Consider the following 13,634-nt stretch of genomic DNA (forward strand, 5'->3'; position numbering starts at 1 on the left):
AAAACGAGGGATGGAGGCAACATGAGACTGGGTTACCTGGCACTGCCGCTGCTGATGGCCGCTGCGTTCACTACACAAGCGCGTGCGGACGGCGAGACCATCGCCGTCTTCACCAAGAACCAGACCAACCCGTTCTTCCAGACAGTGCGGGTCGGCGCCGATAACATGGCAAAGACGCTGAACGCCAAGACGCTGCAATACATCCCGACCAAGCCGGATTCGATCCCCGAGCAGCTCAGCCAGATCGAGGACGTCGTGGTGAAGAAGCCGAGCGCCATCGTCTTCACGCCGGTCGATTACAAGGCGATGGTGCCGGGCGTCGAGAAGATCAACGAGGCCAAGATCCCCGTCGTCAACATCACCGACCGCTCCGCCGGCGGCAAGTTCATCTCCTTCGTCGGTGCCGACGATTACAGCCTGGGGCTGGAGACCGCTCGCTTCCTGCTCAAGACATTGGGCGGCAAGGGCAACATCGTCATCATCGAGGGCGTCAAGGGTTCGCTGACCAATGTCGACCGCGTCCGCGGCTTCAACGACGCGCTGAAGGAGAACAGCGGCGCAAAACTCATGGCCTCGCAGCCCGGCAACTATCAGCGGCTCCAGGCGCTCCAGGTGATGGAGAATTTGATGCAGTCGAACGCGCAGATCGACGGCGTGCTCGCCGCCAACGACGCCATGGCTGTCGGCGCAATCGAGGCGCTCGACGGTGCCAACCGCAAGGCGCAGGTGATCGGCATCAACGGCACCAAGGAGGCGATCGATGCGATCAAGTCGGGCAAGCTGCTCGCAAGCGGCGACTACAACGGATTTGCGCAAGGGTGCCTCGGCACCATGATGGCGATCCGCAGCTTGCGCAACCAGCCGGTCATCAACGAGATCGTGCTGAAGCCGACCGTGATCACCAAGGACAATTACCAGCCGTTCGACGTTCCGCTGGAGCAGCGGAACTGCCCGACCTTCGAGGACGCCGGCAAGCTCGGCGGCAAATAGGGCGACCTATCAAGGCAAACTCGGACGGCCGCCCTTGCGGCCGTCCCAAGAAACGGAGACACCATGCTGTTTGCAATTCACGCCCTCGACCGCGCCGGCGCGCTTCCGACCCGGCTTGCCAATTACGACGCCCACAAGGCGTTCCTGAGCGACACCTCGCGCTTTGGCGTCAAGATCGTGATGTCGGGCCCACTCGTCTCGGACGACGGCGCGACAATGATTGGCAGCCTGTTCCTGATCGAGTCCCCTGGCCGCGCGGAGGTCGAAGCCTTCAACAGTGCAGATCCCTTTGCCGCAGCCGGGATCTGGGAAAAGGTCACGATCACGGGCTTTCTGCGCCGCCAGGGTTGAAGGCAGCGCAGCATGCTCATGCGCCAACCGGACGCGGTTGATATTCAATTCGGACAGGATTTCGTGACGCTGCCCGCCGGTTGCTGGATTAAAGGACGCGAAAACAACCCCATCACAGTAGGGATACGCTTGTTTCTAAAGCCAAATCCACACCGCTTCTCAAGCCAAATCCACGTCGCGTGTGGCTTTGACTCGTCGGGCAAAACAGGAGCACAATGCCCGACTGTCCCGCCCCCCGCACCAACCCAGACCTCCTCTCCGGTGATCCCGACCGGATAGAGCCGTAACGGCGGACTTGGCCAGCCGAAGAGATGCATCCGTCGCGCAAGTCGAAGGATGCTGCGTGATGGGGACAAAACAAACCGGCCCGCCACCGCATGTCCCAGACCGAGGTCCGCCTGTTCGTGCGGGCACGCGCGTTCGCCGGCGGCACCATGCCTCCCGTCTTGTTCGCATCGTGTCGTCACTAACAGCCGCCCGAACCGGACCTCGACCTGCAAGCCATTGATCTCTTTGGCGCAATTGGCGGTTTTGCGACATGCGGTCGCACTACGCACGCTTGCAAGTTCTAACAACCCTTAAGCATCTCTAACGAGCTTCGGGACAGGATCAGCCATATCGTTTGAGCATCGAAGTGCTGCATTCGGCGTCCGGCAACCGCGCCGGCTGCCACGGCACTCAGGAAACGGAACGAACGATGCTCACCGATATGCAAACGGCCGGCGCCTGGTTCAGCCATGAAGCCTGCCAATCCGAAACCGACTTGCCCCAGCCGACGCGCGGCTTTCCTCACGAGCGAACGTGGCGCGAGCCGGAGCAAACCGGGATCGCCGCCGAGGACATCACGATCTCGCGCTGGACTTGCGCGCGACCTGCCGCAAGGCGCGAAGAGGCGACGACACCACCCGATCGGTACTTCATATCCATCGCATTGAAGACGACCCGTCTCAAGCTGACCAGGGGCACTCAGAGGATTTTCGACGGCATCATGCCGGCGGGCTCGCTGTATGTCGGCGGCCCCTCGCAGCAACTCAGCGCGCAGTTCGATGCTCCCTGCGATTTCCTGCACTTCCACATTCGGGTCGGCTGCTTTCCATCCGTCCAGTCCGGAACGGAGGCTTCGACCCCCGAAGGCCTCAACGACCTCGTGCTGTTGCGCGACCCGTTCGCCGCGCAGCTCGCAAAGGCGTTGACCGACCAAGGCAACTCGACCGACCAGGAATTCGCGCACTGCATCGGCCAGACGCTGGCGCTGCACGTTGCCCGGCGTGAACCGCCACGTGCGAAGATCAATGCCTTGCCGAAATGGCGGCTGCGGCGCGTCGAGGAGTATGTCCGGACGCACTACGGCGACTGCATCAGCTTGTCCGATCTGGCCCGGGTCGCGGGACTGTCGCGCATGCACTTTGCGGCACAGTTTCGTGCAGCGACGGGATACCGGCCGCGCGAGTACCTCCTGCACCAGCGCGTCGAACATGCGAAATCACTGTTGTCGAATTCCAGGATGCCTCTGGCCGAGATCGCGCTGGCCGTCGGCTTCTGCACGCAGGCGCATTTTTCGACCGTCTTCAAGCGCATCACGGGCGATACACCCGCACGCTGGCGATGTGCCAGGCGGAACGAACCGTCTTCGATCGCGGCGTTCGGCGGTAATCCCGCCCCCATGCGCACCTATTTGTCTCGTACCGCCGCAATGGGCCAGCGTGAATCATGCGAAATGAGAAACTTCCTCGGTTCGTGAAATATTTTGTCCGCCGGATCGGCGATGTTGCAAGTGTGAGTGACTGAGACCCCCACCAGTCACGGCTCGAGCCTCTCCTCCCAGGCCTGCGAGCCTCAGGGCCGTCCTTCCCCAAAAGGACGGCCCCTTTTTTGCCGCCGCACGGCCGGCATCGCTGGTCTTCAATCCCGCTTCAGCCCGATCGACTTGATGATGGGAGCCAGGCGCCTCAGTTCGTCCTCCACCAATCGCTGAAATTTGTCCGGGCTGGAATCGGCATCCGGCTCCATGCCTTGCGAACGGTAGGTTTCCTGTAGCAAAGGATCGGCCATCGCGCTGCGGGTCGCCGCGGATACGCGGTTCACGATCTCATCCGGGGTTGCCTTCGGCGCAAACAAGCCGAACCATCCGGCATAGCTGAGGTCCGGCATGCCGGCCTCTGTGACCGTCGGAATTTCCGGCGCGCCGCTCAAGCGATTGCGGCTCGTCACGGCCAGTATGCGCAGTTTGCCGGCGCGGTGCAATTGCACGAGGTTGCCCGATACGACGGCGATCATCGCGGGGATCTCGCCACTGACGAGGTCGTTGGTTGCGGCCGCCATGCCGCGGTAGGGAATGTGGACGATATCGGCTTCGGTGCCCGATTGCCGCCTGAACATCTCGCCGACCAGATGATTGCCGGTGCCGACGCCTGGCGTGCCATAGGAAACCTTGCCGGGATTGTTCTTCACGTAAGCCGCCAGCTCTTGCATATCCCTGACCGGGAGCGAGGGATTCACGACGAAGGCAAGCGTACTGGTGATCAGGCGATAGATAGCCCGGAAATCACGGATCGGATCGTAGGCCGTGCGCGCCGAGGACAACGGTATCATGACCTGCGTGCTGCCATTGCCGAGCAGCAGCGAATAGCCGTCGGGCGCACTCTGGGCCACTACGGCAGAGCCGACCGCCCCGCCGGCGCCGCCCAGGTTCTCGACATAAATCGGCCCGAGCAGCGAGGCCGCCCTGTCGGCCCAAGGCCGGCCGATCTGATCACCCGCAGCACCCGCCGCATACGGGATCACCAGCCGGATCGGGCGAGAAGGATAATCGTTCGCGCATGCGCGGCCATGCCATGCGGCCAGCGCGGCAACAGACGCGACCGTTCCGAGGATTTCCCGCCGTGATAGAAGGTTCATTGCGCACACATTCCGGGATCTGGGCCGTCGTTTTTAGAGCAGCGGGGCACGAGGAGATAGCGCCCAGGGGCGGACCTGCCATCTCGATATGGCTTCAAGGTTCACCGCTTCACCACAGGCGGAATAAAGGCGCTAAGGACTTGAAATTCCGGTACGCCTGCACGTTGTGCAGCGCGTGCGCCGCCGCGCTAGCGACCATACAGTTCAGGGACGCCGCGCAGCTCTAACCCTGCGGCAGTGCGTCGAGATGGCACGCCACCCACTGCTCGCTGCCGCTCGAACGAAGTTGCGGCTCCTCTGCCCGGCAGCGGTCGAAGACGTAAGGACAACGGGTGTGGAAGCGGCATCCGCTCGGCGGGTTGATCGGGCTTGGCACGTCACCGCCAAGGATAATGGGATTGCGCTCGGCACCAGGCTCGGGCACCGGCACCGCGGAGAGCAGCGCCTTGGTATAGGGATGTCTCGGCGCGGCAAAGATCTCCCGGCGCGGCGCCACCTCGACGATCTTGCCGAGATACATCACCGCGACGCGATGGGTCATGTGCTCGACGATCGCAAGATCATGGCTGATGAACAGCAGCGCCAGACCGAACTTGTTCTGGAGATCTTGCAACAAATTGACGATCTGCGCCTTGACCGAGACGTCGAGCGCCGAGACCGCTTCGTCGCAGACGATCAGTTCGGGCTCGGCGGCAAGCGCCCGTGCGATGCCGATGCGCTGACGTTGGCCGCCCGAGAATTCGTGCGGCCTGCGGCTCAGCGCCTCGCGCGGCAGGCGCACAATGTCCATCAGATCCGTGACACGCATCTCGAGATCGGCTGCGGACTTGGCGAGGCCGAAATTGCGGATCGGCTCGGCCAGGATGTCGCGCACGCGCATCCGCGGATTGAGGCTCGAGAACGGGTCCTGGAACACGACCTGCACCCGGCGTCGCATCTGGCGCATCGTGCTCGGCGCGGCGTCGTCAATACGCTGGCCATCGAGGATCACCTGGCCCGAGGTGATGTCGAACAGCCGCAGGATGGCGCGGCCGACCGTCGACTTGCCGCAGCCGGACTCCCCGACCAGCGACAGCGTCTCGCCGCGCGCGATCTCAAAGGACACGCCATCCACCGCGTAGACCCATTCGGACCTGCGCCCGAACAGGCCGGTCTTGACCGGAAAATGCTTCTTGAGGTCGTTGACCTGGAGCAGCGGGGGACTCATGCCGCGGCGGCTCCCTTGATGGCGTAGTGGCAGGCGGCAACGTGGCGAGGCCCCTTTTCCTCAAGCCCCGGCGCATATTGGCGGCACAGATCAGTCGCGAGCGAACAGCGCCCGGCAAAGACGCAGCCGGATATCGGCTTTCTGAGATCGGGCACCTGCCCGGGAATCTCGGCCAGCCGCCGCGCGGTGCCAGTCAGGGAGGAGCCGAGCCTCGGCACCGCGCCGAGCAAGCCCTGCGTATAGGGATGGCGCGGCGAGCGAAACAAATCTGCGACCGGCGCCTCCTCGACCTTGCGGCCTGCATACATCACCATGACGCGTTCGGCGATCTCGGCGACGACGCCGAGATCGTGGGTGATCAGGATGATCGCGGCACCGACCCGGCGCTTGAGGTCCAGCATCAGCTTGAGGATCTGCGCCTGGATGGTCACGTCGAGCGCGGTGGTCGGCTCATCCGCGATCAGCAGTTTTGGGTTGCAGGCAAGCGCAATCGCGATCATCACGCGCTGGCGCATGCCGCCGGAAAGCTGATGCGGATATTCGCGCACGCGCCGCTTCGGCTCGGGAATGCCAACCAGAATCAGGATCTCAATGGCGCGTGCCTCTGCGGCCTGCTTGTCCAGGCCTTGATGGATCATCAGCGTCTCACGGATCTGACGGCCGACGGTCAGGACCGGATTGAGGCTGGTCATCGGCTCCTGGAAGATCATCGAAATGTCGTTGCCGCGGATGGCGCGCATCTCGTGTTCGGACAGTTGCAGCAAGTCCCTGCCCAAAAAGCGGACGGCGCCTGCGATCTTGCCGGGCGGCTCGGGGATCAGCCGCATCAGCGACATCGAGGTCACCGACTTGCCGCAGCCGGACTCGCCGACGATCGCCAGCGTCTCGCCCTCGTTGACATGGAAGGACACACCGTCGACCGCGCGGTTGATGCCTCCGGGCGTACGAAAGTGGGTTTGCAGATTGTCGACTTCGAGCAGTGCCATCGCGATCAGCCCCTCGGCACTAGAGACTCTTGGCCATGCGCGGATCGAGCGCATCGCGAAGACCATCACCGAGCAAATTCACGGCAAGCACGGTGACCGACAGGAAGGCTGCCGGGAAGAACACGATGTAGGGCTTGACCTGCCATAGCGCGCGGCCCTCGGCCATGATGTTGCCCCAGGACGGGATGGTCGGCGGCGTGCCGGCACCGATGAAAGATAGGATCGCCTCCGTGATCATGGCGCTGGCGCAGATATAGGTGGCCTGCACCAGCATGGGCGCGACCGTGTTGGGCAGGATGTGGCGCAGGATGATCATCGGCGTACGCGTGCCACAGGCCACCGCCGCGTCCACATAGGGCTGCTCGCGCAGCGACAGCACCACGCTGCGCACGAGGCGCGAGACGCGTGGGATTTCCGCTATCGTAATCGCCAGGATGACGTTGCCGACACTGCCGCGCGTCAATGCCATCAGCGCGATCGCCAGCAGGATCGGCGGTATCGACATCAAGCCGTCCATGAAGCGCATCAGGATGCCGTCGGCCCAGCGGATGAAGCCGGAGACGATGCCGATGGCAAGACCGGCCGCCGACGCGAATATCGCGACCGACAGGCCGACCGTGAGCGAGACCCGCGCGCCGAAGAGCACGCGTGAATAGATGTCGCGGCCGAGCACGTCGGAGCCGAACCAGAAATTGGCCGACGGCGCGCGGGTGCGCTTGGCGGGCGCGAGCGCGGTCGGATCGACCGTTCCGAGATAGGGCGCGAAGACTGCGATCAGGACGAGCGTCAGCAGCAGCGCGCCGCCGATCGCAACCGTCGGATGGCCCCGCAGCAACCCTACCAAGCCACGACGGATGACGACCGGCCGAAAGATTTCGGGCAGTTGCGGCGCGACGACGAAGTCGGCCGGAAGCGATTGCGGGCTAACGGTCGTATCGGTCAATAGCGAATCCTCGGGTCAACGAGCGTATAGATGACGTCGATCATCAGATTGACGAGGACGTAGACGAAGCTGAACAACAGGACGATGCCCTGAATCACAGGATAATCGCGGCGCAGGATTGCATCGATCGTGAGCCGGCCGAGGCCGGGAATCGCGAACACGCTTTCGGTCACCACTGCGCCGCCGATCAGGAGCGCAATGCCGATCCCGATCACCGTGACGATCGGCACCGCCGCATTCTTCAGGGCGTGAATGAACAGGATGCCGCCCTGCCCGAGCCCTTTGGCGCGCGCGGTGCGGATATAGTCCTGCTGAAGCACTTCGAGCATGGTGGCGCGAGTGATGCGCGCGATCAGCGCGATGTAGACGCAGCCGAGCGCGATCGCCGGCAGAATCAGGTTCTCGAGCCAGGGCCAGAAGCCTTGCGCGAGCGGCGTATAGCCCTGCACCGGAAGCCATTCCAGTTCCAGCGCGAAGATGTAGGCGAGCATGTAGCCGACCACGAAGACAGGCAGCGAGAAGCCGAACACGGCAAAGCCCATGATGACACGGTCGATCAGGCTGCCGGCCTTCCACGCCGCCACGACGCCGAGCGGCACCGCAACCACGATCGTGAGCAGAAGCGTCACCATCATCAGCGACAGCGTCGGTCCGAGACGCTGCCCGATCATCGTCGAGACCGGCAGGTTGGTGAAGATCGAGGTGCCGAGATCGCCGTGCAGGATCCGCCAGACCCAGCTTCCGAACTGGATCAGGAAGGGCCGGTCGAGACCGAGGCTCTGGCGAATGCGCTCCACATCCTCCGGGCTTGCCTGATCGCCCGCGATCACCACAGCCGGATCGCCCGGCGCGATGTAGAGCAGGCTGAACACGAACAGCGCGACGATGGCCATCACTGGCAAGGTCGAGACGATACGCCGGAGGATGTAAGAGAGCATCTCTTCAGCGCGCGATCATGCCGACTTCGTCACGTTCCAGAACAAGGGGACCGGTCCCTTGGCAACGCCGGAGACGTTCTTGCGCCACGCGGTGTAGCCCAGGAAGAAGCCGGTCGGGGCGTAGACGACGTCATCCATCGCCGCCTTGTTGAGACGACCGATGGCGGCCTTCTCCTCGTCGAGGTTCTTGGCCTCGAACCAGGACGTGACTTCCTTCTCTGTGCCGGGGCTGGTGGGCCAGCCGAACCAGGCCTTGTCACCATTGGCACGAATGGCGGTGTACGGTGCCGGATTGACGCAATCCGCGCCTGCATGCCAGGTGTGGAACATGTTCCAGCCGCCCTGTCCGGGCGGTGTCTTCTGCGCGCGGCGGGAGCCGACCGTGCCCCAGTCCGTCGCCACGAAGTCGACGTTCATGCCGAGCCTCTTGAGGAGGTCCGCGGTCACGTCGCCCATCGCCTTGGTGATCGGCTGATCCTGCGCGACAAGGCACGTCACCGGCTGGCCGGAATAGCCGCTCTCGGCAAGCAGCTTCTTGGCCGCGTCGAGATCGCGCTTGCCCTTCAGGATGTCGCCACCCACGTCGGTGTAAAGCGGCGTGTCCGGCGTAAAATAGCCCGGCAGCGGCTTCCAGAGCGAATTGTCGTCACCGACGATCGCGCGCATATAGTCTTCCTGGCTGAGCGCCATCAGCACCGCGCGCCGCGCCCGCACATCGTTGAAGGGCGGATACAGGAAATTCATGCGGAACGAGCCGATATTGCCGAGGGGATCGCCGATATCGACGCTGATGTTCTTGTTCTTCTTCAGGACCGGGACCAGATCCGCGATCGGGTTTTCCCACCAGTCGATCTCGCCGTTCTGCAACGCGGCTGCCGCGGTCGCCGGATCCGGCATGATCACCCATTCGACGCGATCGATCATCACCTGCTTGCCGCCAGCGAACCACGACGGCTTCTCCTGCCGCGGCACATAGTCCGCGAATTTCTCGAACACGGCTTTTGCGCCCGGAACCCATTCGCCCTTGACGAATTTCAGTGGGCCAGAGCCGATATAATCCGAGATCTGCTTGAACGGGTCGGTCTGCGCGATGCGCTCCGGCATGATGAAGGCGCATGGCGAGTTGTTCTTGCCCAGCGCGAACAGCATTTTCGGAAAGGGCTGCTTCAGCACCCATTTGAAGGTACGGTCGTCGACGGCGGTGAGCTCCTGCTGGAGCGCCTTAAGCATCAGGCCCATCGGGTCGCGCGCCGACCAGCGCGTCAGGCTCGCGACGACGTCCTTGCTCAGCACCGGCTCGCCGTCGTGGAATTTGAGTCCCGGCCGCAGCTTGAATGTCCAGGTCGTGCCGTCGTCCGTCACTTCCTCGGATTCGACCATCTGCCGCTGCGGCTGGAACGAGGAATCGATGCCGTAGAGCGTGTCCCAGACCATCGCGGCGGCGTTGCGCACGACGTATTGCGTACCCCAGATCGGATCGAAATTGGCAAGGTTGGCCTGCGGCACGAAACGCAGGGTGCGGGCTGCCGCGCCTTGCGACAGCGCAGGAGCCGAGAGGCCACCCGTCAGCGCCAGGCCGCCCGCGCCAGCCAGTCCCTTCAATATGGTCCTGCGATCCATGAAGTCCTCCCAATAATGTCGTGATGCCGGCCCTTCGTTGGCCAAGGACAGGTGAAACCGAGCCCATTAGCGTGCAAATGGTGTGCCACTAACCGGACCTTCGCTTGCAGGAACTCATCTGATTTCTGCGGCACTCCGATATCAAAGAGCCGCCGCCAGAGCCGGCCCGGCCTCGAAATGGGGAATCGCCTCGACCAGCTTGCGCGTGTAGTCCGTCTTCGGATTATCGAACAGCGCCCGGCTTTCGCCCTGCTCCACGATGCCGCCATTGCGCAGCACGATGGTACGGTCGCACAGCATGCGCACCACGTTGAGATCATGGCTGACGAACAATAGCGCGATGTCGTTCTCGCGCCGCAACCGGTCCAGCAATTGCAGCACCACCGCCTGCACCGAGACGTCGAGCGCGGCGGTCGGCTCGTCCAGCACCAGAAGCCGCGGCCGGCAGGCGATGGCGCGGGCGATCCCGACACGGGCCTTCTGGCCACCGGAGAGCTGGTGCGGAAAGCGCGGCAGGAGATCCAGCGGCAATCCCACCCGCTCCGCGCATTCATTCACCCGCCGGCGCAATTCGTCGCCCGCCCGCAAACCATCAAGCCGCATCAAGGGATGGGCGATGCAGTCAAAGGCGGTGAAGCGCGGGTTGAGGCTCTCGTTCGGGTCCTGGAACACCATCTGGATGTCTTTGCGGAAGCGCGAGCGGTGAAAGTCGCGCGCCGCCACATGACCGATCGACTGCCCGTCGAACACGATGTCGCCTTCGCTTGGATCGATCAGACGACAGATCATGCGCGACGTCGTGCTCTTGCCGGACCCGGATTCGCCGACGAGCCCGACGCTTTCGCCGCCGGCCATCGTCATGGAGAAGTCCGCAACCGCGGCCGCCCCCTGATCAAAGCGCTTTGCAAGCTTCCGCACCTCAAGGAGCGGCGGCGTGCCTGCCGCGAGCTCCTGCCTGGGCTTGCTGACGATCGCAGCGTAACCCTCCCTTTCCTCTTCCGTCACGAGATCCTCGATCCGCGAGACCGCGGTGGGCGAGGCCGCGACCAGGCGCCTGGTGTAGGCGTGCTGCGGGGCGCCGAACAGGGCCTGCGGGCTTGCCTCCTCGACGATACGTCCGCGCTCCATGACGGCGATGCGGCGGCAATAGCGCGCTGCAAGACCGAGATCGTGCGTAATCAAAATCGTCGCCATGCCGCGCGCGGCGGCAATGTCCGCCAAGAGATCCATCACCACCTTCTGCGTCGTGACGTCGAGCCCGGTGGTCGGCTCGTCGGCGATCAACAGCGCGGGACTGCAGGAAATCGCGATCGCGATCATGACGCGCTGGCACATGCCGCCGGAGAGTTCATGCGGATAGGCATTCATCCGCGTCTCGGGGTCGCGTATCTCCACCGCGCGCAGCAGCTCGAGCGCCTCGGCGCGCGCGGCGTCCTTCGATATCCGCTTGCGTGTCAGGATCGCGTCCGCGATCTGCAAGCCGATCGCCCGGATCGGATTGAGCGCGGCGCGCGGGTTCTGGAAGATCATCGACATGGCGGCGCCTTGCAGCTGACGAAGGTCCTCGCCTCGAAGTTTCGTGACGTCCTGCCCGCGAAATAGGATCTTTCCGGCAGTGACGCGCCCGGCCGCATCCAGCAGACGCGTCGTTGCAAAGCCGGTAACTGACTTGCCCGAACCGCTCTCGCCGACAAGGCCGAGCATCTCGCCGGCCTCGACCGTGAGCGTGACCCCGCGCACGGCCTCGACCATTCCACGCCGCGTCGAGAACGAGACGTGGAGGTCGTCGATGCTGAGCAGTTTCTCGCTCATGTGCGCATGCGGGGATCGAGAATGTCCCGCATCCCGTCGCCCAAGAGATTGAAGCACAGCACCGCCATCATCAGTGCCAGGCCCGGGAACGCCACCAGCCACCACCGTCCGGTCGAGATGAAGCGTGCGCCTTCCGCGACCATGATGCCCCATTCCGGCGTCGGCGGCTTGACGCCGAGTCCGATGAAGGAGAGGCCGGCCGCGTTCAGAATCGCCCAGCCGAGATTGAGCGAAATCTGCACCGCCATCGCCGGCAGGATGTTCGGAAGCAGGAAGCGCAGCACCACCGAGAAATGGCTCTCGCCGCAGGCGCGCGCGGCCTCAACCCAGCCGACGTTGCGCCTGACGTTGACCTCCGCCCGCGCGAAGCGGATGTAGAAGGGAAGATTGATGATCGCGGTCGCGATCACGATGTTCTCGATCCGGTTTCCCAGCGCGGCGACCATTGCCATCGCCAGCACGAACAGCGGAAAAGCCATCATCACGTCGACGAAGCGGCCGACCGCGCGGTCGAGCTTGCCGCCGGCGTAGCCGCAGAACGAGCCGATGACGGCGCCGAGCACGAAGGAGATGCAGACCGCAGAGACCGCAATTGCAAGGTCGAGCCGCGCTGCGATGACGAGGCGGCTGAACACGTCGCGTCCGAGTTGATCCGTGCCGCCGATATGGGCTGCACTCGGCGGCAGCAGCGCCTCCGACACATTCGAGACCACGGGATCATAGGGCGCGATCCACGGCCCGAAGATGGCGACCAGAACGAACAGGAGAACACCCGCCGCGGCGATGCCGGTGAGCGGATTTCCGCGCAGGATCCAGATCGAATGCCGCAGAGTTGCGCTGGTCATTCGATCGACACCCTGGGATCGGCGATGCCGTAACAGATGTCGACGACCAGATTGACCAGCACGAAGACGCTCGCCATCAGCAGCACGAATCCCTGCACCGGCGCATAGTCCGAGGACAGCAGCGCATCGAGCGCGTAGGACGCGACGCCCGGCCAGGAGAACACCTTCTCCACCAGAACATTGGCGCCTAACATGGTCGAGAACACGATTCCGGCGATGGTGATGACGGGCAGGATCGCGTTGCGCAGCGCATAGGTGACGACCACCTTGCGCCAGGATAGCCCGACCGAGCGCGCGGTGCGTACGAAATCGCTGCCGAGCGAGACCAGCATCGAGGCCCGCGTGATCCGCGCCAATGGTGCGATGACGAATAGTGCCATGCTCACCGCCGGCAGGATCAACTGCTTGCAGGCCGCCCACCAGCCGTCGATGTCTCCGGCGAGCAGGAAGTCGATCGAAAGGAAGCCGGTGCGCTGCGGCGGCAGCGAGGTGAAGACATCGATCCGCCCGGTCGGATCGGGCGCAAGCCCGAGCAGGTAGTAGAAGACGTAGATCAGCAGCAGGCCCGAGACGAAGGTCGGCACGCAGACGCCGAGCGCGCAGAACATCCGCACGCCGTGATCGACGAGCGATCCCGGCCGCAGCGCCGCAAGGACGCCGAGCGGCACGGCCGCAATGAGGGCGATCAACAGTGCGGTGAAGGTGAGTTCGAGCGAAGCCGGCAGGCGCTCCCGCAGATCCTTCAGTACCGGCTGCCCGGTCATCATCGAACGGCCGAGATTGCCGTGGCCGATGTCGGAAAGATAGAACACGAGCTGCTCCGGCACCGACTTGTTGAGGCCCATCTGCTTGCGGATCTGCTCGATCTCCTCCTTGCCCGCATTGGGCCCCGAGGCGAAGAACACCGCGGGGTCTCCGGGCAGGACGCGCATCAGGAGAAAAGTGAAGACCAGCACACCGAACAGCGCCGGCAGCGACGACAAAAGCCGCCTGCCCGCCCGCACCATCGTTGCACCAAGACCGCTTGTCACCCTTTAGCGTCCT

At 63.9% G+C, this 13,634-nt stretch carries 12 protein-coding genes and 1 pseudogene; 3 read left to right on the forward strand and 10 right to left on the reverse strand.

The window, feature by feature from the left end:
- Window positions 1-21: 21 nt before the first annotated feature.
- Both IVA82_RS18440 and IVA82_RS18445 read left to right on the forward strand, forming a co-directional pair.
- Window positions 22-990, forward strand: a complete 969-nt coding sequence (locus IVA82_RS18440; protein ID WP_247390259.1) for a sugar ABC transporter substrate-binding protein — start codon at window positions 22-24, stop codon at window positions 988-990.
- Between the two features lie 63 nt (window positions 991-1,053).
- A complete protein-coding gene (locus IVA82_RS18445; protein WP_247390261.1) occupies window positions 1,054-1,341 on the forward strand; it encodes a YciI family protein in 288 nt (95 codons plus the stop codon).
- A gap of 242 nt (window positions 1,342-1,583) precedes the next feature.
- On the opposite strand, the pseudogene IVA82_RS18450 reads toward IVA82_RS18445, so the two are convergent.
- Window positions 1,584-1,814: pseudogene (locus IVA82_RS18450) on the reverse strand (Rieske 2Fe-2S domain-containing protein); the annotation flags it as partial.
- A 224-nt stretch (window positions 1,815-2,038) separates the two neighbouring features.
- Here IVA82_RS18450 and IVA82_RS18455 point away from each other — a divergent pair.
- Window positions 2,039-3,082 (forward strand): AraC family transcriptional regulator, encoded by a 1,044-nt coding sequence (locus IVA82_RS18455; RefSeq protein ID WP_247390263.1) that lies wholly within the window; start codon window positions 2,039-2,041, stop codon window positions 3,080-3,082.
- 161 nt (window positions 3,083-3,243) lie between these two features.
- Here IVA82_RS18455 and IVA82_RS18460 read toward each other — a convergent pair whose 3' ends face one another.
- From IVA82_RS18460 to IVA82_RS18500, 9 genes are all read right to left on the reverse strand, one after another.
- Window positions 3,244-4,239 carry a tripartite tricarboxylate transporter substrate binding protein gene (locus IVA82_RS18460; protein ID WP_247390265.1) on the reverse strand — a complete coding sequence of 332 codons (996 nt, stop codon included), beginning with the start codon at window positions 4,237-4,239 and terminating at the stop codon, window positions 3,244-3,246.
- A gap of 223 nt (window positions 4,240-4,462) precedes the next feature.
- On the reverse strand, window positions 4,463-5,446 hold the full coding sequence (locus IVA82_RS18465) for an oligopeptide/dipeptide ABC transporter ATP-binding protein (protein ID WP_247390267.1): 984 nt from the start codon (window positions 5,444-5,446) through the stop codon (window positions 4,463-4,465).
- Complete coding sequence (locus IVA82_RS18470; protein WP_247390268.1) at window positions 5,443-6,432, reverse strand: ABC transporter ATP-binding protein; 990 nt, start codon at window positions 6,430-6,432, stop codon at window positions 5,443-5,445. The genes IVA82_RS18465 and IVA82_RS18470 overlap by 4 nt, the downstream gene beginning before the upstream one ends.
- A 19-nt stretch (window positions 6,433-6,451) precedes the next feature.
- Window positions 6,452-7,375 (reverse strand): ABC transporter permease, encoded by a 924-nt coding sequence (locus IVA82_RS18475; RefSeq protein WP_247390270.1) that lies wholly within the window; start codon window positions 7,373-7,375, stop codon window positions 6,452-6,454.
- A complete protein-coding gene (locus IVA82_RS18480) occupies window positions 7,372-8,313 on the reverse strand; it encodes an ABC transporter permease (RefSeq protein ID WP_247390272.1) in 942 nt (313 codons plus the stop codon). Before IVA82_RS18480 ends, IVA82_RS18475 begins: the two co-directional genes overlap by 4 nt.
- A 15-nt stretch (window positions 8,314-8,328) precedes the next feature.
- Complete coding sequence (locus IVA82_RS18485; protein WP_247390274.1) at window positions 8,329-9,933, reverse strand: ABC transporter substrate-binding protein; 1,605 nt, start codon at window positions 9,931-9,933, stop codon at window positions 8,329-8,331.
- Window positions 9,934-10,074: 141 nt separating this feature from the next.
- The gene (locus IVA82_RS18490) at window positions 10,075-11,745 is read right to left on the reverse strand and encodes an ABC transporter ATP-binding protein (protein ID WP_247390276.1); all 1,671 of its coding nucleotides are present in this window, start codon (window positions 11,743-11,745) and stop codon (window positions 10,075-10,077) included.
- On the reverse strand, window positions 11,742-12,590 hold the full coding sequence (locus IVA82_RS18495) for an ABC transporter permease (RefSeq protein ID WP_247390278.1): 849 nt from the start codon (window positions 12,588-12,590) through the stop codon (window positions 11,742-11,744). Before IVA82_RS18495 ends, IVA82_RS18490 begins: the two co-directional genes overlap by 4 nt.
- The gene (locus IVA82_RS18500; protein WP_247390280.1) at window positions 12,587-13,621 is read right to left on the reverse strand and encodes an ABC transporter permease; all 1,035 of its coding nucleotides are present in this window, start codon (window positions 13,619-13,621) and stop codon (window positions 12,587-12,589) included. Before IVA82_RS18500 ends, IVA82_RS18495 begins: the two co-directional genes overlap by 4 nt.
- Window positions 13,622-13,634 lie beyond the last annotated feature (13 nt).

It is taken from the genome of Bradyrhizobium sp. 142, assembly GCF_023074015.1.
In the GTDB taxonomy this organism is placed as follows: Bacteria; Pseudomonadota; Alphaproteobacteria; order Rhizobiales; family Xanthobacteraceae; genus Bradyrhizobium.